The sequence below is a fragment of the Mycobacterium kansasii ATCC 12478 genome, assembly GCF_000157895.3.
Taxonomy (GTDB): Bacteria; Actinomycetota; Actinomycetes; order Mycobacteriales; family Mycobacteriaceae; genus Mycobacterium; species Mycobacterium kansasii.
Genome location: NC_022663.1, coordinates 856,626 through 870,546, shown reverse-complemented (window position 1 = coordinate 870,546; position 13,921 = coordinate 856,626). Strand labels below are relative to the sequence as shown.

The following is a 13,921-nucleotide window of genomic DNA, read 5'->3' as shown; positions in this document are numbered from 1 at the left end:
GCCGGAGTTGAAGGAAAGGCAGCACAGTGACGGTGGAACTACCGAGCAGTCCCCTCGGAGAGGTCGATCCGCAATTCGAGAGGCTCGCGCTGGACGTGGGCGCCGCTACGTTCGGCCTGGGCGGGACGAGCGTCCGGGAGAAGTTGCTGCAGAACCTGACCATGGATATCTGCCGGCCATGCCTGGGACTGGCGTTTCGGATGCACGTCACCGCGGCCACCATGCACGGTCTGAGCTACGCCGACCTGTTGGCCGCGATCCGTTTTGTCGCCCCGTATTCGGGTTATCCGGCGGCGGCCGACGCGCTTGCGCGGCTTCGCGATGTCGCAGCCGAGATCGGTATCGACACCAGCGATCTCGATGACGCTTCGGCACTTGACGCTTCGGCACCCGGCGCCGTGGCTGACGTGGTGGACCGTGGCACCACCGACGAATGGACCACCGAATTCGTTGCTTGGCAGCTGTCGCGGGCGTGGTCGGAACACCGGCTCAGCATCCGCGAACGCGCCATCATGGCACTGACGTCCGATGTGGCCCAGCAGGCACTCGGCGAGTCCTTCCGCCGGCACGTCGAACTTGCGCTGGACGCCGGTCTCGGTACCGCCGGCGTGCGTGACGTGGTGCGCTTCTGCGCCGAGCACGGCATCGCGCGCGCCGCGGCAGCGCTGCGCGAGCTCGACAACGTGGTGTCATAGTTCGTTCGGTCCTGCGGCGGCGAGGCTGATGGCTGCCGATAGTGGACTTTCGGCTCTAGCCACCCGGCGGCATCAGGGCTTGGCTCACCTCAGAACGCAATGATGCTTCGCCGATAGGGGTTTTCATGAGGGCAGCGCCTGCGAGATCTGCCCCTGGCCACCGAACCTGGAGCCCGATTGGCCTACGTAACCGCGCCTTTTCGGCGCCGCCAGGTTCGACCACACTCGATCGATCATCGGGTAGCTGACAATGGAGCAATTGAGCGGTTTGGATGCCGCGTTCGTCTACTTCGAAGCTGCCGGCGGGGCGCACGTCAGCTCCTTCGCGATCTACGACCCGGCGACGGTTCCCGGCGGCACCGTCGACTTCGGCGATGTCGCCGCGCATATCGGCTCCCGCCTTGGCGCGGACCGTGCTTTTCGCTCGGTGCTTGCCCGGGTCCCGTTCGATCTGGATCACCCATACTGGGTGCGCGACAATAACTTTGAGCTGAGCCGGCACCTGCACCACCTGACCTTGCCCCGCCCCGGTGACTGGCGGCAGCTCTGTGAGCAGGTGTCGCAACTGCATGCTCAACGCATGGATTTGCACCGGCCTCCCTGGGACTGCTACTTCATCGACGGACTCGGCAAGATCGAGGGATTTCCGGACGGCGCCTTCGTGGTGCTCTTCAAGATGCATCATTCGGCGGTCGACGGCATCACGGGCATGGGCATCGTCGGCGCGCTGCATGACCCCACCCCGGAAATCCGGCCGGCCCCGCCGGACGAATGGAGCCCGGAGGCGCGTCCGTCGCCGCTGAACCTGCTCGTCCGCGCCGCGGTCAGCTACGCCCGACGACCGCCCCGGCTGCTGTCTGCGGCCAGACACAGCGTTCCCGTCCTGGCCCGGATGCCCGCCGCGGCTACCCGGCTGATGCCGACAGGCCGGGTGGAGCAAGGGCTTTTCGGCGGCGTGCCCCACACCCGGTTCAACGACCGCACCGACAGCCGTCGCAATTTCGACGGACGAGCCTACGACCTGGCCGCCATCCGGGCCGCACGCACGCAGGTGCGGGGAGCCACGGTCAACGACGTCGTGCTTGCGGGCATCGGGGGCGCGCTGCGCCGCTACCTGCTGGACAAGGGGGAGCTGCCCGAATCTTCGCTTGTCACGGTCATCGCGATGCAGGAACACGTCAAGGGCCGGCGCGGGGCGAATCAGCTTGCGGTGGCCCGTGCATCGCTCGGCACGAATATCGCCGACCCGGTATCCCGGCTGCGGGCCGTGCACGAGTCCAGCGCCCGCTCGAAGGCGTTCATCGAGGCGGTGGGTCCGCGCTCGTTCGTCGAATACGCCGAGTTCTTGCCGGGCGCGCTGCTGGTCCCGGCGATCCATCTCGTGAGAGCGGCACACCTCGGGCAGTACTGGGACACCTCGTGGGTCGCCAACACGTACGTGACCACCATGCGCGGTTCGCAGTCCCCGATCTATCTCGTCGGTGCTCGGATGATCGCCAGCTACGGTTTCACCCCGTTCTCGCAACGAAATGGGTTGATGCACAGTGCGGTCAGCTATTGCGGACGCATGCTCGTCAGCATCAACGGCTGCCCGGCCGTGCTGCCGGATATCGAGTATTACGGCGATTGCATGGACGCGTCGTTCGCTGAACTACTGCCGGGTGCTGATCTCGACACCGTGTCGCGAGTGCGACCGGGCCCCGCGCGATGACCTGCCGGCCACCCCGTGGCGAGCTTTGATGCACCGTCGACTCAGGGCTCGGCCTGACCAAACGAGCGAGTGAAGTGCGCGACCGCGCGGTGATCGTTAGCGCGGGTTCGGCATTGCGATGACGACATCCATGACAAGTCCCAAGCGATGCACACGCGAGTGATGCTCGATTTTCCATTCCTGTTCCAGCAGGGTAGTCACCTTGATGGGACGACACCCGCCCAAAACCTGTGGTGCAACGCGCCATAGCCGCATCCAGGTTCGCGAGATGGCTCGTTCTGCGAGCTGCTCTCCGTAGCCCAGACTGGCTATGCAGAGGCGGCCGTTGGGCGCGAGGATCCGCCGCAGATCATCCAGCACGGTCCGGGCGTAGGCTTCATCGAGCAGATCGAACACAAACGTGGACAGCACACGGTCGGCGAACCCGTCGTCCGCGGGTAGCGGCAACGACCCGTCGACAAGCACTACCTTGGCCCGCGTAGCCCAGGCGGCGACCCGACGGGTAGCCAACTTGATCATCACCGGGCTGACGTCGACGCCGAGGTAGTCGATCGTGGGCGGCAGCGATCCCAACAGGTGTGCAGCTAATCGTCCCGTGCCGCAACCGAACTCAAAGATCCTCTGGTTCCCGGCGAGGCCTGCATGGGCGACGAGCCGGTTTATCGTGGCGTCCTCATAAAAGGCCTGCCAGTCCTGGACACGCCCGATTCGGTCGTAGACCGAACGAGCCTGGTTCACTGTAAGCGCCAACGCTGGTTCTCCTCACTCGACCACAATCGGTCACATTACGGTATTTGCAACCACCGCTCGCCATCACGGACAGGCGACCGCCGGGCCGGCGACGACAGCGGGCCGCCAGCCCGGACGACACGGGCCCTCAGCGAATCGCGTGGCCAAAGCCGGGGACGAGCGGCCCGGCATGAAAGTCAGGCCCGGCGGGGCTGGCCTGAACCCTTTGGTGGGCGCATGATCAGCAGAGCATGAAGCCCGGCACAGTCAAATGTTCGTGGAGGTGCAAGATGGCTGACCGACGCAGGCTCGGAATTCAGGACGCCCTGTGGCTGGAAATGGATCGCCCAAACAACCTGATGGTCGTCGACACGGTGGTCTGGACGGCCGACCCGCTGGACTGGGGGCGGGTGCGCGAGGTCCTCGAGGAGCGGCTCATCAACCGTTACCCAGTGTTTCGCAGTCTGGCGGTCAAGGATCGCGACGGCTCGTGGTGGTGGGAGCTGGCCGACGACTTCGATTTCGGGAAGCACGTTACGGTCGTGGACCTGAAGGATCCCGCCGACCGCCGCGAGTTGCAGGCCCTGGTGGCCAGCCATCGCACCGAGATGCTCGACCGCACTCGCCCACTCTGGCAAGGCATTTGGGTGGACCGCTACCGGGATGGTAGTGCCATGATCGTGCGGACGCACCACGCCGTCGCCGACGGGATGCGGATGGTCGAGCTTTCGATGAGCCTGTTCGACGCGTCGCCCGCCGGAGGACCGATCCGCGGCCCCGGCATCGTGCAGCACGCCGCGCGGCCCCACCCCCCGGGGCAGCCGATGCGGCAACGGCTGCGTACGGCAGCGGGCCGGGCGACCGCTACCGCGCAGCGCGCGAGGTCACTGCTCGAAGAGACGGTGAGCGACCCGGGCGGACGGGCGACGGACATCGCTGCCGGCATGATCGGGGTCGCTGCCGCAGTTCCTCGTATCCTTAGTCGTGCCAACGATTTTGGCCGTCTGGCGTTGCAGAACCCGGTGGGGGCCGGCCACACGATCACCAGCTCGGCGCGGGCGACGGCGTCCGGCGTCGCCGAGTCCGTCGGCGCCACCATGCGGGCGGCGCTGCCCGGCAGCGGCACGCTGATCGACGTGTTCTCCGCCGCGCCCGGTGACGTGGACACCCTGCGCAAGCTGCTGCTGGGCACTCGCAACGACTCGACCATCTGGACGGGTACCGCGGGCCAAGACAAAGCGGTGGCGTGGTCAGAGCCCATTCCGCTGGCCAAAGTCAAGGCGGTGGCCAGGGCGAACAACTGCACCGTCAACGACGTTCTGGTCGCCAGCGCGGCCGGAGCATTGCACGACTATCTGCAGGCCCATCACGCCCGCTGCTCCGCGGTGACCTTCATGATCCCGGTCAACCTCAAACCGGTCGACGTGACGCTGCCCGACAATCTCGGTAACGAGTTCGCCCTCGTGCAACTCGAACTGCCCACCGATGAGGCCGATCCCCTCCGAGTCCTGGCCGTGGCCAAGAAGCGGATGAACCGGATCAAGCACGGCCACGAGGCCGCTGTCGCGTTTCGCCTGCAGGAGACCATCGCCGGGTTCAACCGGCAGCTGTATGAAGCGTCGGTGGACCTGTTCACCAACCGCACTATCGGCACGCTCACCAACGTTCCCGGCCCACCGATGCCGGTGTACCTGGCCGGTAGCAAGGTGGCGGGCATCGTCGGGTGGGCACCGGTATCGGGTAACCAGCCCATGAGCTTCACGATTTCCACCTACAACGGCAACGTCGTCGTGGGCATCGCCTGCGACAAAACCCTGGTGCTCGACCACGAGACGATCGTCGACGGGTTCGCCGGGGCTTTCGAGCGGTTGCTGGCCGCGACGTCGGCGGTCAGCTCCTGAAGACAGGTCTTGCGGAAAGCGAACTACGTTTCGTCGCCGTCGCGATGCGCGAAGGTCGCGATGATCGCGTCCCGTGGCGAGCGCCAGGTCATCCCGAACTCGGCCAGGGTGCGCGAGTCGTCGGTGGGGGTCGCCGAGGTAAGCAGCTGTGCCGCTTCGAAACTGAATCCGGCGCCCAGCGGCAGCACCGCGCCGGTCACGTCGGCCATCTTCCCGATAGCCCGAAATATACTGCTAGAGACAGGTATTCGCTTGATGTGGCGCCCGCAGCCGGCCTCGAGCGCATTGATCATTTCGTCGAAGCTCAGCATCACACCGCCGCACAGGTAGCGTTTCGGCCCGCGGCCCGGACTCATCGACGCCACGTGTACGTCGGCGATGTCTCGCACGTCGACCATCATCATCCCGGCGTTGCGCAATCGCGGTGCCACGCCCGTGCGGACGATCGTGGCCCAGCCCTGCTCGGTGATCCCCGGGTTTGTCATGTAGGCCGGGCCGACCACGCTGGACGGATAGGTCAGCACGATGGGCGCACCCTCGTCTTGCAGCCGGCGGGCAACCCGGTCGGCGTAGCCTTTCGTCTTGGCATAAGCCGACCTGCCAGCGGAGGTCGGGGTGTCCGGTCCGATCACCGGACCCGGCGGCGGGAAGAGGGCGCTGTAGCTGTTGATCGACACGATCGGGTCCAGCCCACGCTGATGCGCCTGACGCAGTACCGCCTCGGTGGCATACGCGTTGACCTCCCACATCAACTTCTCGCGCCGGTTGTCGGTGCCGACGACGCCGGCCCCGTGCAACACGGTTTCGGCGTCGTCCAATAGCCGCGAGATGGTATCGGGATCCCGCACGTCGCCCCGAATCACGGTGATCGCCCCGAATTCCGAAAGCTTATGTAGCAGTGGGGGATTGTTCCACCCGGGCTCGGCGAGGAGCCGCACCCGGTGGCCGGCCGTCAACAGGCCACGAACGATGTGTGCGCCGAGATATCCGGTGCCGCCGGTGACTGCGATCTGCACGAATTGGTGACTCTACCGGTCGGCGGCAGACAGCCGGGTGCCAGACGATGATTCCGGGTAACTGGGGGCTTGAGTACACACGTTTCTCAGTGGCGACAGGTGGCGTCCCCGTCCACGCAGCCCGGCATCGGGCCACGCGCTCCCAGCATTCACCGCATGCGTCGCCCAAGTCTGGGCGCGCCACGATGGTCATCGCGCCGATGTCACCCCCGCAAAGCCGACGCAAAGATCCCCGGCAGCGCGGTGGGCTTGCCATCCACCAGGAACTTGACCAGCCGGCGGATCGTCGTCTCCGCGGTCTTGTTCGTGACGAAAAAGACCGGCTTGGGCGATATCGTCAACTCGCCTCCGATGATGGCGCGCGGTGACGGCCGGAACGGGATTTCGGCGATGGCCTTTTGCACGTGCTGCAACAGGAAAGCGTTGTGCACCACCCCGGTGCCGCTGCCGATGTCCTGCGGAGTGTGCCCGGGGAAGGCACCCCAGGGCGTGTATCCCAACAAGAAATTCATCGCCGACCACACGTTGACCCCGATGTCGCCGTAGCGCAGCCCGGAAATCGCGTCGTCGAAGGCCGCCGCGTTCGCCTTGCGCGTCTTCGGGTCGATGATGATCGTCGCGCCTAGCGTGCCCGGCAGCACGTCGTTGGCGAAATCGACTGCATTGCGCATGAATTCGCGCGCTGTCTCTCCGGGAAGCCGCACAATTCCGAGGGCGCCGGCGAATACCTCGTCGCGCAGGATGCTGGCGCCGCTGTGCGGGTCGACATCGGAGATGAGCACGCGGCTCTTGTCGCCACTGAGGAACTCCGCGCCGCACATCCCCTCGCAAGCCTGCTCGGTCTTCTCTTGCGAGCGGGGGTAGTAGGTGCGGCGGGGCTCGACTTCGCGCATGACGGCACGAATTTCGGCGATGAGCTGGTCGGCCAGCGGCCAATCCTCCGACACAAGCATGACCTGGGTCGCGATGCAGTTGTGGCCGGCGTTGTTGAGCTTGCTGGATGCGATGTGCTCGGCCTGGAACCTGATGTCGGCGTCGCTCCAGTCGCCCGGCACGACGATCACGGGGCTGAGGCCGCCAAGCTCGGCCGAGATCGGCTTGTCCAGTAACGGGGTGTTATTGGCCTTACGAGTCGCCGCCTCGGCATCGCTGCCCCACACGATCGCGTCGTAGGTTGCCGCCGAACCCGTCATGTGAATGGAGTCGACCTTCGGATGATGGGCCAGGTAGCCACCGACGTCGGCGCCGCCGTAGACAAAGCGCAACCAGCCACGCGAGACGAAGTCATTGAAGATCTTCTCGTAGAACGGGCCGAGGTAGTCGTTGACGGGGTTCATCTTCACGACGCACACGTTCCCCTGTGCGAACAACTGGTCGAGGATGTCGAGGGTCGTAATGGTTCCCACATTGCCGGCGCCGAGGACCAACGCCACCCCCGGGCGGTCGTAGCCGGCGCCGCGGTACATCCGGGCCGCGTCCTGGCGCGTCTGCTCGGCGCTGACGCCCGGCTCGATCCAGACCTGCGCCTTGTAGCCGTTGAGCAGCAACCGGTCGTAGACGGTGACCGGGAAGACGTCGACGACGACCTGGCCGTTCGGCCTGGTATGTACCGCGCCGGCCTTGATGGGCGCTTGCCCGGCACGCAATCGGCTCAGCACCAGGGCGTGCGACTTGACGCCCTGGATGAAAGCCCACACGCCGGTCAGCCAGTCTTCGGCGACCCAGCTGGAGGTCGAGGCGATACCCTTCGCCCTGTCGGCCGCGGCCACCATCTCCGGGGCGAAATTGAGGATCTTGCGCGGCAACGCCTCCAGCAACGTCACCTTGCCATTGAGGGCCAGGGCGACCCAGTCGGGCGCACCGGCGTGCAGATCGTCCAGCGCCTTGTCCAGCGCTGTCGTGTCGAGCGATACTTCTGTGGTCATGAGACCCCTCACTTTGCCGGGACAGTGGCAGCTAATGCCTCTAGCGTGTGCCGTTCACCCACGCGATCGGAAGGGGCCAAGGTCCTCACGTCCGGTCTCAAACCCCACCGCGCGCCCGGTGATGGTGCGTGAGCCACCGACCGCGTTGCGGTGCGGCGGTAATGGTGCGCCCCGACTGCGACGCCCAAGGCCCGGCGCCGCCACTCATGTCGGCAGCTCCCTGCGTAGTGCCTTGCCGACAGGACTACGTGGAATGGCCGTGACGATGTGGATGTCTCTGGGCTGTTCGGCGCGAGACACTTTGTCCTTCAAGTACTCCCGGATGGCGTGCTCATCGAGGTCGCGGTTGGGCCGCGGGACGACGAACGCGGCGAGTCGTTGCCCGAACTGCTCGTCGGGGACACCGACGACGGTGTTGTCGGCGACGTCCGGGTGTTCGGCGAGGGCGTTTTCGACCGCGCGAGGATAGACGTTTTCGCCGCCGGAGATGATCATGTCGTCTTGGCGGCCAATGATGAACAGCCGTCCCGCTTCGTCGAGGTAGCCCATGTCCCCGGAGTTGGTCATGCCGTCGACGACCTCTTTGGTGCCGCCGCCGGTGTAGGCCTCGAAGGTCAGGTCGCCGCCGACGAAGACGCGCCCGACGACGTGCGGCCCGACGGGTTTGCCGTCGGCATCGAGGATGCCGACCCGATAACCCGGAACCAGGCTGCCGACTGTCTCGGGCGCCTGGCGCAGGTCGGCCGGTGTGGCGAAGGCGCAAATGCCGACCTCCGAGGCGCCGTAGCCGTTGTAGAGGATGTCGCCGTAGGTGTTCATGAACCGTTGCGCCACGCTGGGATCCAGCCGGTCCCCGATCGATATCACCGCCCGCAGCGAGGGCATCGGGTTTTGCGTCCGCACGGTTTCGGGTAGATCGAGGATGCGCGAAAGCATAACCGGCACAGCGGTGAACGTGTCGGCGGCATATCGCGAAGCCTGGGCGATCGCGGCCTCGGCGTCGAAGCGCCGGTGGGTCAGGACGGTGCCGCCGAGGGCGAAGGTCAGCATCAGCATGCCGAGCCCGAATCCGTGGAACATCGGTACCGCCACCGAGCTTCGCGCGCCGGTACGCAGTCGGGTGCGATCCAGGAGCGTGACGACAAGGCCCAGCGTCGAACCGATATGGGAGGTGCGGGGCACGCCTTTGGGTGTGCCCGTGGTGCCGGCGGTCAGGATGATGACCCGGCCGGGCGCCGCTACCGCGGGTCGCGGACGCCGCGCATCGGTGTGGACCGTTGCCGGATCGATCACCGTGATGGCCTCGCCGGCGGCTCGTGCTTGCTCGGCGGATTCCTGCTCGCAGATGATGGTCGAGATCCGGTGCGCGCTGACCACGGCCGTTAGTGCGGTGGCGCGGAAATCGGTATTGAGGGGCACCACGTCGGCACCGACCAGCGTCGTGGCGAACATGGCCTCGATGAAGACGTGCCCGTTGCGGCACAAGATCCCCACGGCCCTGCCCGGTCCGACGCCATGGTGATGAAGCTCGTGGGCAAGGGATTCCGTCCGCGACCGCAGGTCGCGGTAGCTGAAGGTGCCGTCGTCGTCGATCACCGCGACCCGGTTCGGCCACCGGGCCGCCGTGACCGCCAGTAGCGTGAAGGGGTTTTGGCCACCTCGACGTGCCTCGTGAACCAGCCGGAACAATGCGGCCGGGCTGGAGGGAGTAAGCAGTCGGGTGTGCAGCAGCGTCCGCGTCAGGGTCGGCGCTCGGGTTGCCCGCGTCATCGCGGTTCCTTTCTGCCGCTTGTGGTCCCAGTCACCGCGCGGGCAGTTCCCTGCGTAGCACCTTGCCGAGGGGACTGCGCGGAATGGCGGTGACGATGTAGACATCTCGGGGCTGTTCGGCACGAGATACCTTGTTCTTCAAGTACTCCCGGATGACGGCCGCGTCGACGTCGCTGCCGGGCCGCGGGACGACGAACGCGGCGAGTCGTTGCCCGAACTGCTCGTCGGGAACACCGACGACGGCGTTGTCGATGACACCCGGATGCTCGGCGAGCGCGTTTTCGACCGCGCGGGGATAGACGTTCTCACCCCCGGAGATGATCAGGTCGTCCTGGCGGCCGATGATGAACAGCCGTCCCGCTTTGTCGAAGTAGCCCATGTCCCCGGAGTTGGTCATGTTGTCGACGACGTCTTTGGTGCCGCCGCCGGTGTAGGTGTCCACCGGCAGTCCGCCACCGACGAAGACGCGCCCGATCACCTGCGGCCCGACGGGGCTGCCGGTGGCGTCCAGGATGCCGACCGGGGTGCCGACGATCGGGCGGCCGACGGTCTCGGGCGCTGCCCGCAGGTCGGCGGGTGTCGCGAAGGCGCAAATGCCGACCTCCGACGAACCGTAGGCGTTGTAGAGGATATCGCCGAAGGTGTCCATGAACCGCCGCGCCAGGCTGGGATCCAGCCGGGCCCCGCTCAATATCACCACCCGCAGCGATGGCACCGGGTTTCGCGCCCGCACGGCTTGGGGCAGATCGAGGATGCGCGCCAGCATGACCGGCACGGCCATCAATGCGTCGGCGCGATGGTGCGACGCCTGTGCAAGCGCGGCTTCGGCGTCGAAGTGCCGCTGGGTCAGCACCGTTCCGCCGAGGGCCAGGGTCAGCATCAGCTGGCCGAGCCCGAACCCGTGAAACATCGGTACTGCCACGCAGTTTCGGCAACCGGTGCGTAGTCGGGTGCGATCCAGCAGTGTCATGGTAAGGCCCAGTGTCGAACTGAAATGGGAGCTGCGGGGCACGCCCTTGGGCGTGCCGGTGGTGCCGGCGGTCAGGATGATGACTTGGCCGGGCTTGGCCACCGGGGGCCGTGGATCGTGCTCGCGCTGTGCGACCGTGGCCGGATCGATCACCGTGATCGCCTCGCCGGCGGCTCGCGCCTGCCCGGCGGATTCGTGCTCGCAGATGATCGTTGTGACCCGGTGCCCGCTGACCGCGGCCGCCAGCGCATCGGCGCGGAAATCGGTATTGAGAAGCACGACGTCGGCACCGACCAACGCCGTCGCGAACGTCGCCTCGATGAAGCCGTGACCGTTGCGGCACAAGATCCCTACGGCCTGTCCCGACCCGACGCCATGGCGGTAGAGCTCATGCGCAAGGGATTCGGTCCGCGACAGCAACTCGCGGTAGCTGAGGGTGCCGTCGTCGTCGATCACCGCGGCCCGGTTCGGCCACCGGGCCGCCGTGACCGCGAGCAGGGTGAAGGGATTTTGGCCGGCTCGACGTGCTTCATGAACCAAGCGAGACAACGCGGCCGGGCCTGCGGGAGTAAGCAGGCGAGAGCGCAGCAGCGCGCGCGCCGTCGTCATCGGCAGGCCGCGCGTCATTGCTGCACCTGCTGCCGCCGGCCGGAATCGACCACGTGCCGGCGCCAACCCAGCGCCGTACGATCCACCGGCCTGGCCGGGTATGCGGCCGAAGCGAAGTCGAGTCGTTGCACCGTGCACCTCCCTGCGGGGCCTTCGTGCGGTACGTCAGGCCGGAGACCGTGGCACCCGTTTTGTGCGACGAACCCACGGACCCGGCGCCCGGGTCAGCGTTTGCGTCGTCTCCAGGTGGGTGCTCAGCGACGAGGCGTAGCAGCCGCCGGTCCGGGTCAACGGCGTCAAGGCGCGACCGTCAGCCAGTCGGCGAAGCCGGACGGATCGTGGCGTCCCAGCGCGGCGTGCTCGAAAAGTCCCCAGCCCTCAACCGGTTCCGCGTCGCCGGCGCGGCAGGTGGCCCGCCCGACATGATCCATCACGCCGAACATCATCCCGCCCGCCAACTGCGGATCCGTCATGTCGTAGGTGCGGCGTTCGGCGAACTTCTCGCCCTTCCACGTACCGTGCAGCCAGTCGGGAGAACCGCCGTAGCCGCCGCCGAAGTGGATCGGCACCGCCAGCTTGGACTCGATCTCGAACCGCACCGGTGTGCCGTCGTGCAGCGCCGTCGAGATGGCGGCGCCCGTGGGGGTGCGGGTGCCGGACCGGTAGCGGATCGTCACCTGCGGCCAGCCCAGTTGCTCGACGCGCCCGTCGCGCCAGATCCGGGTGCAGTCGTTGAGGCTGCGGAAACCGCTGGGGTCCTCTTGGATGATCAGCACGGTGGCGAAGTCGTCGAACGCCAGCGGCACGTACAGCCACCACATGCCCTCGAACGGCGGGTCGGCGGGCCGGCCGGCGGGTTCTGCTTCGCCGACGGGCCGGATGCCCCAGGACCGGTCCCGGGTGCCCAGCCAGGTCGACGGGTCGACGGTGATCTCCTCGCCGTCCACCACGATCTGGCCCTCCCAGGTGCCCACCTGAGCGAATCGCTGAGCGTCCAGCGTGATCCGGTTGCCGCTGCGCAGCACGTGCGGCTGCTCTCGGACGGCGTCGAACAACCCCTTCCAGGTCAGGTCGACCGCTATGCCCTGGGTTTCCTCCATGATCACGCGCAGCTCGCGCAGCGGCTCGATGACCTCGATGCGGTAGGCGTTGACGTGCTGGTTGAGCCGATCCTGGTCGATCGCGTCGGACAACTGCACCGCGGTTTGGACGTCGCCGCGGCGGACGAGCACGAACGCGTCCTTGACGCCGAGGTTGGGATAGTAGCCAATTCCGGTGATCAGGAAGATGTTTCCGGTGCGGTCGTGCGCGTTCAGATACGAGCGGTCATAGAAGTTGCGGTCGCTGGAGCCGGGCCAGGCGATCGGTTGCGGCAATTGGTGGACGGGGAATTCGTCGACTGGTCCAAGCATCAGGCACCCTCTCCGGTCAGTCGCTTCAGCAGCGCGGCGTGGTAGAACAGCGATTCGGGGTCCTCGGGCTTCTCGAGTTCACCGAAGTGCACTCGGCGCGCACCGGTCCGCATGAACACGATGGCCCACATCACGCCGGAGTAGACGTAGAACCAGCGCAGGTCGCCGAGCTCCACGCCGGTCAGCTCGCGGTAGGTCGCGCGTACGTCCTCCTCGCGCAGGAAGTTCGGCATCCCGGGCAGGCCGGCCAGCCCGGCGATTTCCTGAAATACCAAGTGCGCGAATATAAGCCACGCGATGTCCAGCTCGCGTGGACCCAGCGCGGTCATCTCCCAGTCGAGCACGCCCGCCGGACGGAAGTCCGTGTAGAGCACGTTGCCGATGCGCGCGTCCCCCCACAGCAGCACCGGCTCGGCGGCGGCCGCCTCGTCGGGCCAATGGGCTTCTAGCCACTCAAAAGTCCGCTCCAGCAAGGGGGAGCGGCCGATGTCCGGCGCCGCGAAGTCATACCAGGACCGCACCCAGTCGAAGTGCCGTCGCAGCGCGCTCTGCTCGCCGCCACCTTCGGACAGAAAACCGAAATGCGCCTGCGGACCGGGGATCGAGTGCACCTTGGCGATCACCTCGACCGTCGCGTCCTGCAGCAGGCGCTGAGACTCGGCGGACGCGTCGTAGAGCCAGTTGCCGCCGAACGTGTAGGGCATCACGTCGGGCGGCACGACGCCCTCGACAAAGTCCATCAGGAAGAACGGCGTGCCGAGTACCGAGCCGGTCGGCTCCAGCCACCGCACCGCGGGAACCGGAACGTCGGTCTTCTCGCCCACCAGCCGGAGCACCTCGTACTGGTGATCGATCCGATAGGACGGGAACACCGGAACGTCCTGGGCGCTCGGAGCGATGCGTGCCACCAGCCGCCGCTGGATCTGCTCGCCGCCCTCGTCCCAACGGGCGCTCACGGCCAGGTTTTCCGACGACATGCCGGTCGTGGTGACGGCGGGCTCGACCGTGACCTCCGGCGTGACCCCGCCGGGCAGCACGGTGGACAGCCACTGCGCAAACACGCCGGGCAGCTCGGTGATGTCACGACTCGAGCGTTGGAGTTGGCTTACCTCGTTGAGAGCCGGTTCGGTGGCCATCGGTGTTCTCTTTTCTTCTTCGATCACGCAACCCTGACGGGCCATCC

The 13,921-nt window shown here is 66.7% G+C and carries 10 protein-coding genes; 3 read left to right on the top strand and 7 right to left on the bottom strand.

Translation table 11 applies throughout. The annotated features are described in order from the left end of the window. The first annotated feature begins 26 nt into the window (after positions 1-26). Together MKAN_RS03650 and MKAN_RS03645 are read left to right on the top strand one after the other, a co-directional pair. Positions 27-695 (top strand): carboxymuconolactone decarboxylase family protein, encoded by a 669-nt coding sequence (locus MKAN_RS03650; RefSeq protein ID WP_023365246.1) that lies wholly within the window; start codon positions 27-29, stop codon positions 693-695. A 250-nt stretch (positions 696-945) separates the two neighbouring features. Next, a complete protein-coding gene (locus MKAN_RS03645; protein ID WP_023365244.1) occupies positions 946-2,406 on the top strand; it encodes a wax ester/triacylglycerol synthase family O-acyltransferase in 1,461 nt (486 codons plus the stop codon). Between the two features lie 96 nt (positions 2,407-2,502). Here MKAN_RS03645 and MKAN_RS03640 read toward each other — a convergent pair whose 3' ends face one another. After that, positions 2,503-3,156: a class I SAM-dependent methyltransferase gene (locus MKAN_RS03640; RefSeq protein ID WP_036393084.1), complete on the bottom strand. Its 654-nt coding sequence runs from the start codon at positions 3,154-3,156 to the stop codon at positions 2,503-2,505. Between the two features lie 269 nt (positions 3,157-3,425). On the opposite strand from MKAN_RS03640, the gene MKAN_RS03635 reads away from it, so the two are divergent. Next, positions 3,426-5,036: a WS/DGAT domain-containing protein gene (locus MKAN_RS03635; protein WP_023365240.1), complete on the top strand. Its 1,611-nt coding sequence runs from the start codon at positions 3,426-3,428 to the stop codon at positions 5,034-5,036. Positions 5,037-5,059: 23 nt separating this feature from the next. On the opposite strand, the gene MKAN_RS03630 is transcribed toward MKAN_RS03635, so the two are convergent. From MKAN_RS03630 to MKAN_RS03605, 6 genes are all read right to left on the bottom strand, one after another. After that, entirely contained in the window at positions 5,060-6,052 is a 993-nt protein-coding gene (locus tag MKAN_RS03630; protein ID WP_023365238.1) for an NAD-dependent epimerase/dehydratase family protein, read from the bottom strand. A gap of 203 nt (positions 6,053-6,255) precedes the next feature. Continuing rightward, positions 6,256-7,977, bottom strand: a complete 1,722-nt coding sequence (locus MKAN_RS03625) for an aldehyde dehydrogenase family protein (protein WP_023365236.1) — start codon at positions 7,975-7,977, stop codon at positions 6,256-6,258. 204 nt (positions 7,978-8,181) lie between these two features. Beyond that, positions 8,182-9,747, bottom strand: coding sequence for an AMP-binding protein (locus tag MKAN_RS03620; RefSeq protein WP_023365234.1), 1,566 nt, complete (start codon positions 9,745-9,747; stop codon positions 8,182-8,184). A 31-nt stretch (positions 9,748-9,778) separates the two neighbouring features. Continuing rightward, entirely contained in the window at positions 9,779-11,344 is a 1,566-nt protein-coding gene (locus tag MKAN_RS03615; RefSeq protein ID WP_023365232.1) for an AMP-binding protein, read from the bottom strand. 278 nt (positions 11,345-11,622) lie between these two features. Next, positions 11,623-12,738: an Rv3169 family protein gene (locus MKAN_RS03610; protein ID WP_023365230.1), complete on the bottom strand. Its 1,116-nt coding sequence runs from the start codon at positions 12,736-12,738 to the stop codon at positions 11,623-11,625. Next, positions 12,738-13,874: a phosphotransferase family protein gene (locus MKAN_RS03605; protein WP_023365228.1), complete on the bottom strand. Its 1,137-nt coding sequence runs from the start codon at positions 13,872-13,874 to the stop codon at positions 12,738-12,740. The genes MKAN_RS03610 and MKAN_RS03605 overlap by 1 nt, the downstream gene beginning before the upstream one ends. Positions 13,875-13,921 lie beyond the last annotated feature (47 nt).

Excerpts from the sequence above, each read along its gene's own strand:
- MKAN_RS03615 (WP_023365232.1), bottom strand. The coding sequence starts at position 11,344 with ATGACGCGCGGCCTGCCGATGACGACGGCGCGCGCGCTGCTGCGCTCT.
- MKAN_RS03645 (WP_023365244.1), top strand. The coding sequence starts at position 946 with ATGGAGCAATTGAGCGGTTTGGATGCCGCGTTCGTCTACTTCGAAGCT.
- MKAN_RS03605 (WP_023365228.1), bottom strand. The coding sequence starts at position 13,874 with ATGGCCACCGAACCGGCTCTCAACGAGGTAAGCCAACTCCAACGCTCG.
- MKAN_RS03625 (WP_023365236.1), bottom strand. The coding sequence starts at position 7,977 with ATGACCACAGAAGTATCGCTCGACACGACAGCGCTGGACAAGGCGCTG.
- MKAN_RS03635 (WP_023365240.1), top strand. The coding sequence starts at position 3,426 with ATGGCTGACCGACGCAGGCTCGGAATTCAGGACGCCCTGTGGCTGGAA.
- MKAN_RS03610 (WP_023365230.1), bottom strand. The coding sequence starts at position 12,738 with ATGCTTGGACCAGTCGACGAATTCCCCGTCCACCAATTGCCGCAACCG.
- MKAN_RS03620 (WP_023365234.1), bottom strand. The coding sequence starts at position 9,747 with ATGACGCGGGCAACCCGAGCGCCGACCCTGACGCGGACGCTGCTGCAC.